Raw genomic sequence first — 14,169 nt, 5'->3', positions numbered from 1 at the left:
ACTCCTGCTTCTCTACGAGACGCTGCGCGAACGCAGTGAGTGAGAGGCTTCTTTTTGTTTAAGCTAAAGGATGGATGGGAGTGAGTAACAACTCTTCAAAGGTTTTACTAAACAGTCTATCTCCACAAATTGAGAAGGTTGTGCCAGCAAAACTGATAGTCATTGACGATAAAGCCACCATACCCGGCAACATAAATTCTAAATAGTTGTCGTAGTTGCCACTAATGCCGGCACCCGGTCTGATGGAGCTACCCAAACCTAAGCCAAATGCTAAAATGTATATCAACGGAGATACCAACCCAGAAGCCGCAACTTGCGCCACTCTGACGCGTAAATCTAACCATTCTCCCCAAAAAATAGTGAGACTGTCGGCTAACAAAAGTTGTAACTGCGAAGCTTTGAACTTATTACCCCAGAGTAAAGCTGTTGGAAATTTCACTTTGTTTTCAATCAGGTGTCAAAAATGTTCTTAAGTATTACTTAACATTTTTGTGTATCTTCCTGTATTGCCGACTGAAAAATAGAGACTTTCAAATCAAACCACATCCCCAATATTCAAATATTGTCTAGAAACCAGCACGCCAATCTAATGAATAATCGGCATACTAAAATAGGGAAACACTCCCTAGTTTTCAGGCTTGAAGGTTAATAAACACAAATGAGACGTAAATCTACTGGTAGACAAGTCACTACATCTAAACCTTCTGGGTTTCAACCTTCCTTGTTTAACCTCACCACTATTGCCATTTTGGGAGGGGTGTTAGTTCTAGGAATTGGAATTGGGATTGCTTTTAGTTCCACAACTACGTTGACACCTTCAAATGTGGCTTCTCGTGAATTCATTGACACTAAAGCACCGAATCCAGAGATTTGCGTACAGTACGGAGCCAGTGCAATGGTGATGGACGCTAGATTATTTGTGACTCTCAACCCATTTAATGTTTATGTTGCTCAACCAAGTATGCGTCCTGGATGCGTGTTACGTCAAAACAACTGGGCAATTTTAGAACAACGCAAACTGGTGACATCTGATCAAGTGAGAGAATGCAAAAATCGCCTGAATACTTTTGGTTTTACGGGTAACTTAGACAGTGAAAAACCCGATATTAGATGTATTTATCAGAATGAAGCGGCACAAAACTTTTTTATGTCTCAGCCAGGAGCAGTTGCGCCAACTCAAGAAACAGAAAGATTTTAATGTGTGAGGAAGGTAGGGGATAGGAGAAAGTAGGGAAAAGATATTTGATGCTGTGATGGTGTCCAATTGTTTGGACATTGGGTATCTAATTTCAAAATGTGCTAACTGTTGCTAAAAATTTATTCCCTAGCGTCAGCGTCTCTAGCCCCTTTTTTTGAGTGCTGATGTCCGCAGTTGATTGTAACTGCTTAATTTTGCATTTTTGGCAGAGGTTGACCAAATTCAATGACTATGGGATTACTAAAATTAGGTGCATTGTTGGCGGAGTTTGGGGTTGTAGGCGTGGGAAAATTAGGACTATTTGCAGGATAACTAGGTTGAGTTGGCAAGTTTGATGCAGATTGTGAGGTATGAGGAGTTTGAACAGGGCTTTGAGAATTCAGGGGAGGTACAGTCACAAAAGGCTGCTGTAGATTAGCAGTTGTGGAAGGTAAAGTATTGGGCAATTGTAAGTAGTTATATTGTGTTTGTGGTGTATTACTGGGTAAATTTCTGGAATTTACCAGTTGTCTAGAGCCACTAATAAAAGGACGTAAAACCCAGCTAGTAGGGTTTTTTCGAGAATTAGGTTGTAGTTGTACTTGCTGAGGATCTACGAATACGTCTGCTGCTAAATCTAATACAATGCGGGTGACATTGGCGTTTAATTGAGCGACGCGAATTTTTTGCACAACACCGGTGTAGCTTTGCTCGGTGGGGATGTTACCTAACTTGGTATTGGGAATATCAACAACAAGGCGTGGCGGTTGGGAGAGATAAAAATAGCTGGGTGTTTTACTTTCTGAGAGGTTAATTTCTAATTTGCCACCTTCTGGGTAGAAACGCCAATTATTTAATTTGGCTACCTGTGCAGCAATACTACTGACACTTTGGAGACTCATAGCTGTAAATAAACTCATACCAAACAGCCACTTGCTGCTGTGGAAAAATTGCTGAGTGGAAATTTCCTTAAACATAATGATCAATGTGTTATGTGGTAAAGGGTAAAATGATTACCAAATTACTCTGCTTGATTGATTGCCATATTTTATTATTTGTTTCCGTTTTGGGGTTTTGCCTGGGCTGTTTCAGGTGTAGCATTAAATTCTAAAGTTTGCGGGATGGTACTGACAAGTATTTTGCCTTGTAGCCTATCCGTATCTACTAGCTGCATTTGGGCTTGTATTTTATGAGGAGGAGCAAAGTCACAAAGAATAGTTTGATCAAGTTTTCCGGCTAAAGTTAACTGCTGATTTTTAAAGATACCTTTGAGAGAATACTGTTGTGGAGAATCGACTTTGATATTTGCTGATGATAAAGAGGCATTGAAGTAGATGCCTGATTGGTGAAGATTTAGCCTGAGTGGTGCTGATGTCTGACATTTTGGGGAATTTTTACCCAAAATCACCCGATAGGAACCGTTAATTACAGGAGGAGCTTGGAGATTGTCTTCTCCATAAACGGTGACGGTGTTAAATAATATGAGAACTGAACCTGTGGCTAGTGCATAAAATATTAGGGATTTGAAGTGGAAATTATTCATAGTTTCAGTGCTTGATTGTAGACTCTTGATGACTTAAATCAGCGAGTGCGGAGGTAAGATGAGAGGTAAGTTGACTGTAACGCCGGGTGATGAGTAGGGAGGAACGGCATTGAATAGCCAGCGCATCTGTGTATCTTCCTAGGGTTTGACGCTCGATACCCCAGGCGCGGCTAGTACCAGCAATTGTCAGATCAACACTTTCTGAGGCGGTAATGACAGCTGGAATTGGCTCTGAAGAACGGATGATGTTGATGTTGATGCGATCGCGCACACTTGCTGGTAATTGTTTAATCATGGTGTGCAGTTCATAACTTAATTCATCTTGGGCTTGATGTTCTTGAAGTACCTGTAATATTTGCAATGTGCAAGTATCATGATTAATTAATAGTCTCAACGCTAGTGTCAGTGCCAAGTCATCATGGATATTGGCAGAGTAGGGAACTAACAAACTTTCTAATCTGTCTCCTCCTTTATCTACAAATACTGCTACATCTACGGGTACGGTGCTGAGAATTTGCCCCACTCGTCCACCCAAGCGATTTTTACTGAAAGCTGGGCGATGCCATCCTACTAGAATTAAATCGGCTGACTCGATTTTGGCAATTTCGGCTGTTTGTCGAGCCACGTTACTGGATATCTGCACAATCGGATGCACAAAAGGCTGTGTGGAAGGTGGTTCTAGGGTACTAATTAACTCTTCTAACTGCTGGCGACGCTGGAGAATGAATCTTTCGGCTTCATCTGGGGTATTTTCAAAACCATAGTTTTCTTCTAATTCAATTAAGCTGAGGGGATTAACTATGGCTGGTTGGCGGTAGTTGAGTGCTAATGCTACTGCTAGCTGTAATAAACCTTTTTGTGTGCTGGGATTAGCGACTGGTACTAAAATCCGATAAGGGCGGACATAAACTTCACCTGTGGTTGTGGTGGTGAAACTGGTGTGTGTTTCTGGTGCTGGTTCGACTACATCTAATTTGATCAGTTTTTTGGGATAAGTCCACTCTAGTAGAGGGGAAGTCATAAATGTGGTAACTAACGCCATTATTACCAGCATGGTAAAAAGTAAGGGCGAAATGACTCCTAATTCCAAACCAATATTTAACACGATTAACTCGGTTAAACCGCGAGTGTTCATTAACCAACCGAGGGCTGAGGCTTCGCGTTTGCTGATTCCATTAAAACGCGCTGCGGCATAAGTACCAATATACTTTCCTGCGATCGCAACTGCTAAAACTGCTGCACACAATAGCCATAGTTCGGGACGGTTCAATAAACCTATTTGCGTCCGTAATCCACTGTAGGCAAAAAATATTGGTAATAAGAAGATTAAAACAAAATCTTCGGTTTTTACCGCTAATTCTCGCACTAAATCTGCATTCTTGGGCATGGCTGCACCTAATAAAAATGCTCCGAAAATTAGATGAATTCCAATCAGTTCGGTAATTAGTGCGGAGGCGACTACGGCGATGTAAATACCCGCTAGTAGCAATTGGCTCAAGCGTCTAGTGCGGCGGTAATGGGTGGCAAGACGTTGTAAAAACCAACGTCCTACTGTCAGCATGAAACCGATATAAACTAAACTTTCCACAATTGTGGGCAATGCACCGATAATATTACCTGTTCTGGCTACAGCGATCGCTACTGCTAACAAACACCAAGCTGTCACATCATCCACCGCCGCACAAGTTAATGCCAATGTTCCTAAACGTGTGCCTTGTAAATTATTTTCAGTAATAATACGAGCCAATACCGGAAAAGCTGTGATTGACATTGCTGCCCCTAAAAATAAAGCAAAGGCAGTAAAAGATACACTAGCATTAGAAACTAACGGGTAAAGCAGTAATGATAATAATGTTCCTAGGGAAAAAGGAACTAAAATACTGGTATGGGAAGTTAAAATCGCAACATCTAACTGACTACTCAGGTATTTAGGATTGAGTTCTAACCCAATCAAAAACATGAAAAATATCAATCCTACCTGAGATAAAACATGGAGAAAAGGAACAGTTTCTGGTGGAAATATACTAGCTGCTACATTGGGAGCCAATAAACCAAATAAGGACGGGCCAAGCATAATTCCCGCCACAATCTCACCAATTACTAAAGGTTGTTTAATTGATTTGAATGCTAGTCCTACTAGGCGTGACAATGCAATAACAATCAACACCTCAACCAGAACGAGAATAACTGTGTGCATAGTTCTGTCAACGGCAACTGCTTTCCCTTAGATAATTCTTCAAGTTAGTGGAAAATGTCAACCTTAAATTGATGATTACTGATATTAATTTTTGCGGCAATACTGAATGAGATTTTACGATGCTTTATCAAGCATTGTGTAGCTAATTTCCAAATAATGGAATAAATAGCTGAAAATTAAAGTTGTGTACTCCAGCAGTCAGCACGAAGTTACTCTTGCTCAAGATTGCTAAAACCGGATATTATCTAGTTGCCTGCAAAATTAAGTAAATTGTTTTCAAGAAATTTTGGCGAATTTATGGCGTGATTCCCCGATAATTTGCGTTATTTCTCGACAAGACAGTGTTTGTTAATTATGGTGATTGAACAATAAAGTTTTAAATTTATCATGAGAACAATCAATCATGATCATCAAAGGCAATTGGGAAAAATTAAGTTTTTATAACTAATTTATAATTCTGTATTTTTTTATACTAATTTATCAGTGTTAGCTGATTTGAGTGCGGTTAGTTTGGTGCTAGACAAAATTATTGCCAATATAGTCAATTGCGAATTGGTTTAACTTATGGAATTTGAACCAGAAAATCTGATAGGAGGCGGGAGGTAAACCATTGTTGTTCCTATCTGTCCTCAAATATCTGAATACGGCTAGAATTGGCTTTTTTAACGACAAGGAACACAGAAAGCGATATAAAATATGGGGATGCTCAGAGTGATGCTCAGTTTTTTCACAAATTAATTCGGATTTCTGTAGTTAAATGAGTCAAATCAGGACTAAATTTATTCAAGGATATTTTGCCAGCTTGATTGAGCCAAAATTTGTTCCTACAGCGTTAAAGGTTGCGGGTGTGGTTGGCTCGATTTTATTTGTGATTAATCATGGTAGTGCTTTATTACAAGGGAACATGGGACGCGATCGCTGGATTTCTGCTGGCTTAACTTACCTTGTTCCCTATTTTGTGAATATTCATGGTCAGTACATCAGTCTTTATCGCCAGCAATCTTGATAGTCGATTGATTGATGTACTTTTTAATCTTTAATTAGTAGTCACTAATATACTCTATTGTCTGTATTTTATAACCATTGTCCACCTCGGAAACGCCAACGAGGGAATATAATTCGCATCAGACTTTGAGAAGCAATAAATACTGATAACCAAACAACACTGTAATGTATTAATAAAGCATCTAATGGCATGATGTCTTTGGGTATGGGTGCTGGTAAAAATCCCAAAATTCTCACTCCACAAAACACAAACACTAATTCCCAGATACCAGCTAAAAGTTGATAAGCTGCTGGCCAATCCCTATCCCATCGAAACTTTTGGAGATAGTCATAAAGTACATCCCAGCCTAAACCGAAAACAGTCACATAGCCGAGTGTCCAAAAGTAGATAGAATTAGCAGGAGCAATTAAACCCATTGCAAAGGGCAAGGATACTAATACACCTACAGTAGCCATTAATAATAGTCGAGTTTGCCAACGACCAAACAAAGTTGGAGTCATAGATTATTCAATACTCAATGGATGCTCAATTATTTACTACGGCTTCATTTCTAGCAATTCGGTAACTGTAACAAATTTATTTGTTAAACGTGCCTGTAGCTACTCCCTGATGATAGGCTGCTAGTGGTTCCCAATGAATCACATCTTCTAACAAAGCTTGATAGCCTAATGTGTTGGGATGTAGTCCATCTTCACTGATGCGTTGTAGCCGCCAAGTATTGCCGCGTGCCATCCAGCGATCAAAAATATCTAAATAGGGGATGTGGCGTTGGTTGCAAGCGATTTTAGTGGCTTCTTTGTAGCGATATTGGTCGGCATGATTAAAATAAAAGCAATCTAAAAAAGGCATTTTGGTTTCATTGACAGGAACCATGCCGATAAATAATACAGGACATAGTTGCTGTGCTTGGTCTAATAGTGCGGCGATGTCTGACTCAAACACGGCAAAGTCTGTAAATTGTCGTCCATCGGGACGGCCTAGGCGTGGTGAATCGTTGACTCCTACGGAAAGAATGATTAAGTCGGGGACACGATTTCGCAATTCACCACGATGACGGAATTCTACTTCTAGCCTTTGCGCTACTTGCTGGGTGCGATCGCCTCTTACTCCCAAATTGTACAGGACATGACCCCCATTATTAGGTAACATCCACGAGCGACGCAATTGTTCTACCCACCCGCCTTGTTCGGGGTCGCCAAAACCGTATACTAAACTATCCCCCAGTGCGACAATCTTCAAAGGCTGACATTGAGTTGGTGATAAAGACAGCTGCATTGAGGAATGAACTGGTAATGTTTGCATTTTAAAAAAAGTTTAATTTATATCTTTACAAGATTCTATACATTTCTACACCATTAACCAGTATATTTTTTTATTTTTACCGTGAAGACTTGATTCATGGAGGATTGGAGATTGGCCAAAAAGTCTTGATAGGAGTACATCGGAGAAAAACCAATGCCCAATCCCCAGTCACTAACGACTAATCACGAATCACTCAACACGGTTTAAGGTGATTGATTAAACACCCACTTTAACCACTGTGCAAAAGAACTGAAAGCATTTAAACGCCGGACTCCTGGCGCACGGGTGGCGGCGAGTCCATCGACGGCGACTAAGGCGGAGTATTGTAAACCCAAGAAACTATCAACGGCTGCATAGGGGCCGCCCAGGGTAATTGCCCCAGCTGCGTACATTTGACCTTTAGCATGCCGCATTTCTGGGATTTCAAAGTTATTAGCAACAGCCAAGCGTCCCATGTAATTCAAGGGTAGGTTGTAATGTTTGACTAAATCATCTAGTAGGGGATTGGCTTGTACTTTGGCATCTAAACCCGTAGCATCAACAATAAAATCAGCCACTAATTTCATTTCACCAAAGCCTTTTTCTTTGATTTGGGTGATAGTGCGATTTTGTGTGTCCCTCTCTACTGTCAACACATCCCCAAAGGTAATTTGATACCAACCTTCTTTTAAGCCATCTTCAGTAATTTTTTGCCAGTCGTAGCGGTCGGCGGTGGTTGTACCGCCCCACTCTGTAAGTAGGCGTTTGCGCTCGTCTGGTGTGGCTTTTTCTAACATGACGCGAAGTTCACCACTCCAACAGGATTTAGGCCAGTTAAAGGGCTGAAATTCGTAATGGTTTTTGACGGAACGAGTGGCTTTTTCAAATTTGTTGCCTTGGGGTTTAGGCGATCGCATTAAATGCAAAACTGTAATATTGGGATTTTTGCGCCTAGCTTCATAAATACGCTGCACAATACGCGAAGCCACAATACCCCGCCCCCGAATTAATACTGTGCCACCTTGGCGTTCTAATTGTTCATATACATGATCATGTGCTTCATAAGCATTCACAACTGATTTAAAATCTTGATATTTTTCTCGATAAGCTTGTAAATCCGGCAAAAATTGAATTGCTGGATAGCCAGTAGCTAAATGTAAATAACGACTCACGAAAAAAGCATGATTCCCTTGTCCGCGAGAATAAGCTACACAATATCTACCATCATCAGTTTTACGAATTGCCCTAACTCGTCCATAACGATAAATTTGACTCCAGCCTATACGCTTGGCTTCTCTGTCAATTGAATCAAACACATTACCCGCACGGGGAGTATAAGTTTCTGTAAAGGTGGGTTCTGCAAACACCTGCCATAAATACCGTAATGCTGTATTCGGCTTACCTTTGGTGAAATCATGCCAGGTTTCGCGCCAAGCATAGCTAGGCCAACCCCAAATATTATCAGGACAAGAATCAGAATTAGAACGCAACCTTTCATGTAAGGGAATCTGGGAATTCAAACACAGCCGCTTATAACGTGCATAAGGTTCTGGTTCTAATCCTAAAGCCACAATTTTCTCAGCACGTACACCGCTAATTCTGAGTAAATCAGACCAGATAAAACTTCCTAGTCCGCCGCCAACTGCCAAAAAATCACATTCATCTACAGGTAAACCTGTGGCGTGAAGTGCTTGCACAGCTACCTGTTCCGCTTGAAATGCTGGGGGTGGGAAATTGCTCCCCAAAGGTGTAACAGCACGGACTGGCGGTAAACTGGGGTCGGGGATATTAGTATTGGGGTTAAACTGAATTAAAGAAGGGGGATTGGAGGTGGCTGGTGGAGTGGCATGATTAGCCAGAGTCACCATCATGATATAAGGGCCTATTTGCAACCTATCACCATGATTAATCACGCTGCGTGGTAGCCGTTGACCATTAACATACACACCATTAGCACTAGCTTGGTCAATCACCTCAAATTGATTATTTTCCCAGATAATCAAAGCATGGTAGCGAGAAACTTCACTACTATTGAGTAGCATTCGCGCTACACGCTGTCCGTTTAATTCTGCCGGTAAACGAGCAAATTCTCTACCAAAAGCTATAGGTGCATTTAATTTAGGTTCTCGTCGTTCCCCCGTCGTCGGATCTTCCCAAGTTAATTGAATTTGTAGGTTAGTCATTAGCTATTAGTTATTAGTCATTAGTTATTAGTCATTAGTAAAAGTTCTTTTTCTTCGCTTCCTCTGCTCCCCTGCTCCCTCTGCTCCCTTATTTCCTCAATTTCCTGGTGCTACTAATACACTGACTGCCGCAGCTAAAGATGTACCACACCAGGGACAGCCTACTTGTAAACTTTCCGGTGGAGATACTTTATGACATTTCGGACACTGTAAACCATAAGTTCCTTGTGCTGGTGTCACTGGCTGGTGTTGGTGTACTGGTGGCCGTTGTGGTACAGGTGCGGTAACTGCTCGATGTTGATGTACTGGTGGCTGTGGTTGTGGGGGTGTAACTGGTTGGTGTTGATGGCTTTGGGGTTGGGGCGGAGCTATAACTGTAGCGGCAATGGTGTTAATGTTAACGGCGGTAACTTGTAGTTGTACTTGTCCTAAGTAGATGATGCTACCTTGATTTAGCGGTTTTTCTCCTTGGATTAGTTGTTGTCCATCTACTAGGGGGGGATTTTGCGATCGCAAGTTTCTGATATAAAAACTCTGTTGCTGAGAATCAAAAAATATTTCTACGTGCAAACCTGATACAGTCAAGTTAGTCAAAACAATGTCGCAACGGAGTGGATCTCTACCGATGCGGACGGTGCCAGGATTTTTACTGGGCTGTTGTTCATAAATATGCTGAGTTCTATTTTGACCAGCATCGTTCCACTGTAAAGTTAGTGCATTCATTGTTCTAACTTGGGTACCTCTTATTTAGATACTTCAAATTTTTTCTGTGCGATTCCTAACACTATTTTGTGTTAGCAAGCAAGTTTTGAAAACAAACTTCAATAAAATAATACGCAAAATTTGCTTGTTATCTCGCTGATGCTAATTTATCAGCTATACGCGTAGTTTCTGGTAACCGGTATTTTGGCGTACAACGCAGTACATAATCAATTGCTGTTAGTAAACTGATTTTATGACCACTGGAAACATACACCGGTTTGACTCCAGTACGAGTGCGTAAAACTGCGCCAATAGTTTCACCCTTATGTATTAATGGTTGCCAACTGCCTTTAGTTTCTGGCAGTTCCTTATGCTTACCAATCAGTAATGATTTAGCTACGCCAATTGTCGGTATATTGATGATCACTCCTAAGTGGCTGGCTATCCCCAACCGACGAGGATGAGCAATTCCCTGTCCATCACACAAAAGCATATCTGGTGTGGTGTGAATTTTTTCTAGTGCATCAAGTATTGCTGGTATTTCTCGGAAGGATAAAAAACCAGGAATATAAGGAAATGAGGTTGGACGATATGCTAGTTGTGTCTCAATAACTTGCAAATCAGGAAAACTCAGCACCGCTACAGCTGCACGGCTAATTGTACCCTCAGCTTCAAAACCCATATCAACGCCAGCAACATACTTTATCTGTGATGGAAGTTGATCATTTGTGATTACCTGATTTCTTAATTGCTCTTGAATAACTATGGCTTCCTCTACAGTTTGAGGCCAAGCATGAGGTTGATAAATTTTCATATTGTCAAGCAATAATTAAAAGTTTATGTGTGAGAAATTTATCGATGAGTAGCTGTCACTAAACAAGCAAAGCTTTATTCAATTACTGCACAATTACTGAACTATCTCGATTTTATTCATGTTTGGTGAGTTTTTGAGGTAGGAGTACCTGTTTATAGTTCCCAAAAAGGGTAGGCGATCGCCTATACTGAGAGCGATCGCCTACTAAATATGATTTTACTTCTGACTGGTAGTATTACGATGGTTAAGCAATATTCAGCACTTTCCGTAATATAGCTTGATCTTCTAGCTTCGCCTTTAAGCGACCATTTTCTACATCTCGAATCCAGCTTTGGCTTTTACCTGTCAATTTTGCTAATTCCCTTTGAGAAAGATTTAAAGTCTTACGCGCTTGCAAAATCTGTTCACCAACTAAATCATTGGCTGTTTGATTTTTACGTCTAACTCTAGCTGTACGGCGTTGTTTTTTTTCAGACTCAGATATTTGTCTTTCCCATTCTGGAGGTAATTCAAAAGCTAAGATACGCGCATTCATTAACAAGTTCCATTTACCACGAGGGCCGTTGTCTGTGAGGCGAGTCTCTCCACCTGCATCATTAATCCAAAACTCTAACGCTTCATCTGGATCTTCGGGAATATCTACTAACTTCGCCCACAGAGGTTGAATTTCTAGAGGATAGGTAATCGGGTCAAAAATTGGTTTAATTCCTAAATGGTTGAGAACTTCTAAATCGTTTTCAAATGTCCTTAATAGACGTTTGCGTTCTTCCCGATATTTAGAAGCAAGGCTAACTTTTGCTTCGCCATAGGCAATCCGGAGTAAAGTCGGCACAGTAATGCGTTGTTCCTTGCCCATCTTGGTTTTGAATAATAACCACAGCATTAGTCTAACTGCGCCTTCGTGTTGCTGCCAAATGCTCATCACTGTGGTTAATACAGTTTTAGGCAGACTGCCATATTGATAAAATCCGGTGCGTTCTTTACAAGCTTGTTTGTTCAAGAAGTGCTGCGCCCAGATACCTGTTTTAATTGTAAAGGTTAACCCAATCAGATATTTGCAGCCTAAGTCATCTTCTTGAAAGTGATTTTGAACCTTTACTAAGTGCCATAAACGGCTATTTTGGACTGAAAACCCTTTAACTCTACCTTGTTGGGGCCAGTCAATGGATATGTTGAGCGAACAAGTTTGTTGAACTAGGTTTTTCATTAAGGCTAGTTTGGCAATTTTACTTAAGTCTTTGCGTTTTTCTAGTCCTAAATATTTCTCTAGTTGTCGTTCATCAATGGTAAATTCTTCCTCCCAAGGTTTATCTAAAGCTGTAGCATGGGCAGCAAAAATTAAATGAATACAAGCGGCGCGAATATCTAACACCTCAATTGCACTAATATCTTTGGCATATTCATTAACTTGATATGGATGTTGGATGTGAAAGGCGATCGCACCTTTTCCTTGGTTGACTTTTCTGCTATAGCTCAGATAGCCTGTTGCGTCGATTTCCCATTTTAAGGATGTACGTTGTGCTAGTACGTTGCAAGCTTCCCAAATTACAATTGCAGACGCAAATGGATTATTTTTACCATTAGAAAATAAGTCCGGACTGGTAGCATCTCTCGGTTCTACTTTACATCTTCCTTTCTTGGCCTGCCAAGGTATAGGAGACTTGGTTGGACAAGCTATTACACATTTGGGTTCAGGATAGTAGCCTTCACAATTATTACAAAGACATGGGTCTATCCAGTATTCATTATTTTCTATTTTGATTGCACCTGTAGGACATTGGGGACGGCAGTTGTCACATCCAACGCAACTTTTGTTAGGAATTGTGTAAGGCATAATATGGCTCTTTTCCCAATTTAATCGTTGAGATGTTTGGCTTAAGTCTCCCCTGGATGTGTCCTGTTTATTTTTCATTGATAACCCAATTATCTATTGAGCAAGAAAAATAATGTTTAACACAATAATTGCCCACATCCATATTTAGACTTTGCACCCAATCAGAAGCTTTTTTTGGCTATTAGTTTTAACTCACTTCTTGCTTCTTCATTAGATAAAGATTTCATAAATATTTTGACAATTTTGTTCACAATGAGCGTGGAAAAAGATTTTAAGAATTCAATAAATACTTAGCTTGCGAAGATTTTTCTTTGAACTTAAAATCTTAACCCAAGGATATTTGTTAAATATTTATGACCAAAATTATTTGATTTATTAGTCAATTAAAAATTTTAATATTCAAGTCAAATTAATAATCTGTTATCACAGCTACAAATTTGATTTGTATGAACTAAACATGATTTTTCAAAATTTTTACTCATTAATCTGCGTAAACTTGTATAAGTAATTAACAAAAATTTCTTGAAATAAAAGTATATAGCTATAAATATCAAAAAATCTTGTTGGTATAGCTTAATACAATTTACTGTATCAAATTTATAAATGCGGATTAATTGCTAATTAATGTCATTAAATTTGAGATAAACTCAACGTTTAATGTATAAAATTAAGTTCCTTTAATTAAACACAAAGTCAATAAAATTTATTGGCGTAATTGTTAACCTCAAATATCTCTAGACTTGATTAATAGTAAAGATTTCTATTTAGGAATAATCTGGCTTTACTACAAAGAATTTTTGTATAAAAGAATCATTTTTTCACATCACAATTAATTGCTGAATAACAAAATTTTTAGATAAAATTCAAGTAATATGAAGATTAACGTACCAACAAGTTTATTGGCAGAATAGCCGGGAGTTCATTCATGGCCGTACTCACAGGATTGACCTTTGGAGGCAAAACTTGGACACCTAAGTTTGCTCAATCAATTGACAAAGATAAATGTATCGGATGTGGCAGATGTGTTAAAGTATGTGGTCATTCTGTGTTGGATTTGAAAGCACTGAATGAAGAAGGTGAATTTGTAGATGATGAAGATGATGATGAAATCGAGCGCAAAGTGATGGTAGTTGCACACTCAGAGAACTGCGTAGGTTGTGAAGCTTGTGCGCGGATTTGTCCTAAGAATTGCTACACCCATGTTACCTTGGACAATTAAGCTCTAAGTCTTAAGAGTCAGACACTGTTAGCTGTAACAAAATACACAGTAAGGTAACTAGAGGGGAATATAGAAATATTTATCGTAGCTGAAAAGTTGACGATAAACAAATGCGTAAATCACTAATTATTAATTATTAACAAATTTATACTTGCTGTGAACGCTAAAAGTGTGCTTAAAGAAAATTTCAGCTTTTGTTGAGCAAAAGCAACA

12 protein-coding genes and 1 pseudogene are annotated in these 14,169 nt (G+C 39.6%); 3 read left to right on the top strand and 10 right to left on the bottom strand.

Going from position 1 to position 14,169, the window contains the following annotated elements; all coding sequences use genetic code 11:
• Positions 1–61 precede the first annotated feature (61 nt).
• Positions 62–439 (bottom strand): annotated as a pseudogene (locus AACS98_RS06080) (ABC transporter permease); the annotation flags it as partial.
• Positions 440–658: 219 nt separating this feature from the next.
• On the opposite strand from AACS98_RS06080, the gene AACS98_RS06075 reads away from it, so the two are divergent.
• Positions 659–1,198, top strand: a complete 540-nt coding sequence (locus tag AACS98_RS06075) for a DUF3172 domain-containing protein (protein ID WP_066377370.1) — start codon at positions 659–661, stop codon at positions 1,196–1,198.
• Between the two features lie 188 nt (positions 1,199–1,386).
• Here the strand turns inward: AACS98_RS06075 and AACS98_RS06070 are convergent, their stop codons facing one another.
• The 3 genes from AACS98_RS06070 to AACS98_RS06060 form a co-directional block, all read right to left on the bottom strand.
• Positions 1,387–2,154, bottom strand: a complete 768-nt coding sequence (locus AACS98_RS06070) for an AMIN domain-containing protein (RefSeq protein WP_066377368.1) — start codon at positions 2,152–2,154, stop codon at positions 1,387–1,389.
• A 74-nt stretch (positions 2,155–2,228) separates the two neighbouring features.
• On the bottom strand, positions 2,229–2,720 hold the full coding sequence (locus tag AACS98_RS06065) for a hypothetical protein (protein WP_066377366.1): 492 nt from the start codon (positions 2,718–2,720) through the stop codon (positions 2,229–2,231).
• 4 nt (positions 2,721–2,724) lie between these two features.
• Positions 2,725–4,917, bottom strand: coding sequence for a cation:proton antiporter (locus AACS98_RS06060; protein ID WP_066377365.1), 2,193 nt, complete (start codon positions 4,915–4,917; stop codon positions 2,725–2,727).
• Positions 4,918–5,674: 757 nt separating this feature from the next.
• Between AACS98_RS06060 and nrtS the strand changes: the two genes are divergently transcribed.
• On the top strand, positions 5,675–5,923 hold the full coding sequence (nrtS, locus tag AACS98_RS06055) for a nitrate/nitrite transporter NrtS (protein WP_066377361.1): 249 nt from the start codon (positions 5,675–5,677) through the stop codon (positions 5,921–5,923).
• Positions 5,924–5,991: 68 nt separating this feature from the next.
• Here the strand turns inward: nrtS and AACS98_RS06050 are convergent, their stop codons facing one another.
• The 6 genes from AACS98_RS06050 to AACS98_RS06025 form a co-directional block, all read right to left on the bottom strand.
• Positions 5,992–6,423: a hypothetical protein gene (locus tag AACS98_RS06050; protein WP_066377359.1), complete on the bottom strand. Its 432-nt coding sequence runs from the start codon at positions 6,421–6,423 to the stop codon at positions 5,992–5,994.
• A gap of 76 nt (positions 6,424–6,499) precedes the next feature.
• A complete protein-coding gene (locus AACS98_RS06045; protein WP_197480096.1) occupies positions 6,500–7,225 on the bottom strand; it encodes a GDSL-type esterase/lipase family protein in 726 nt (241 codons plus the stop codon).
• 203 nt (positions 7,226–7,428) lie between these two features.
• On the bottom strand, positions 7,429–9,387 hold the full coding sequence (locus AACS98_RS06040; protein ID WP_066377354.1) for an FHA domain-containing protein: 1,959 nt from the start codon (positions 9,385–9,387) through the stop codon (positions 7,429–7,431).
• 96 nt (positions 9,388–9,483) lie between these two features.
• Positions 9,484–10,110: an FHA domain-containing protein gene (locus AACS98_RS06035; RefSeq protein WP_066377352.1), complete on the bottom strand. Its 627-nt coding sequence runs from the start codon at positions 10,108–10,110 to the stop codon at positions 9,484–9,486.
• 127 nt (positions 10,111–10,237) lie between these two features.
• Positions 10,238–10,903 (bottom strand): deoxyribonuclease V, encoded by a 666-nt coding sequence (gene nfi / locus AACS98_RS06030; protein ID WP_066377350.1) that lies wholly within the window; start codon positions 10,901–10,903, stop codon positions 10,238–10,240.
• 244 nt (positions 10,904–11,147) lie between these two features.
• Positions 11,148–12,737: a helix-turn-helix domain-containing protein gene (locus tag AACS98_RS06025; RefSeq protein ID WP_066377348.1), complete on the bottom strand. Its 1,590-nt coding sequence runs from the start codon at positions 12,735–12,737 to the stop codon at positions 11,148–11,150.
• A gap of 925 nt (positions 12,738–13,662) precedes the next feature.
• On the opposite strand from AACS98_RS06025, the gene fdxB reads away from it, so the two are divergent.
• Entirely contained in the window at positions 13,663–13,956 is a 294-nt protein-coding gene (fdxB, locus tag AACS98_RS06020; RefSeq protein WP_066377344.1) for a ferredoxin III, nif-specific, read from the top strand.
• The last annotated feature ends 213 nt before the right edge of the window (positions 13,957–14,169 follow it).

Source organism: Anabaena sp. CA = ATCC 33047 (genome assembly GCF_963870205.1).
GTDB lineage: Bacteria > Cyanobacteriota > Cyanobacteriia > Cyanobacteriales > Nostocaceae > Trichormus.
The sequence above is the reverse complement of the archived record's forward strand: the minus strand, read 5'-3'. Positions and strand labels throughout refer to the sequence as shown.

Excerpts from the sequence above, each read along its gene's own strand:
- AACS98_RS06075 (WP_066377370.1), top strand. The coding sequence starts at position 659 with ATGAGACGTAAATCTACTGGTAGACAAGTCACTACATCTAAACCTTCT.
- AACS98_RS06070 (WP_066377368.1), bottom strand. The coding sequence starts at position 2,154 with ATGTTTAAGGAAATTTCCACTCAGCAATTTTTCCACAGCAGCAAGTGG.
- AACS98_RS06065 (WP_066377366.1), bottom strand. The coding sequence starts at position 2,720 with ATGAATAATTTCCACTTCAAATCCCTAATATTTTATGCACTAGCCACA.
- AACS98_RS06060 (WP_066377365.1), bottom strand. The coding sequence starts at position 4,917 with ATGCACACAGTTATTCTCGTTCTGGTTGAGGTGTTGATTGTTATTGCA.
- nrtS (WP_066377361.1), top strand. The coding sequence starts at position 5,675 with ATGAGTCAAATCAGGACTAAATTTATTCAAGGATATTTTGCCAGCTTG.
- AACS98_RS06050 (WP_066377359.1), bottom strand. The coding sequence starts at position 6,423 with ATGACTCCAACTTTGTTTGGTCGTTGGCAAACTCGACTATTATTAATG.
- AACS98_RS06045 (WP_197480096.1), bottom strand. The coding sequence starts at position 7,225 with ATGCAAACATTACCAGTTCATTCCTCAATGCAGCTGTCTTTATCACCA.
- AACS98_RS06040 (WP_066377354.1), bottom strand. The coding sequence starts at position 9,387 with ATGACTAACCTACAAATTCAATTAACTTGGGAAGATCCGACGACGGGG.
- AACS98_RS06035 (WP_066377352.1), bottom strand. The coding sequence starts at position 10,110 with ATGAATGCACTAACTTTACAGTGGAACGATGCTGGTCAAAATAGAACT.
- nfi (WP_066377350.1), bottom strand. The coding sequence starts at position 10,903 with ATGAAAATTTATCAACCTCATGCTTGGCCTCAAACTGTAGAGGAAGCC.
- AACS98_RS06025 (WP_066377348.1), bottom strand. The coding sequence starts at position 12,737 with ATGCCTTACACAATTCCTAACAAAAGTTGCGTTGGATGTGACAACTGC.
- fdxB (WP_066377344.1), top strand. The coding sequence starts at position 13,663 with ATGGCCGTACTCACAGGATTGACCTTTGGAGGCAAAACTTGGACACCT.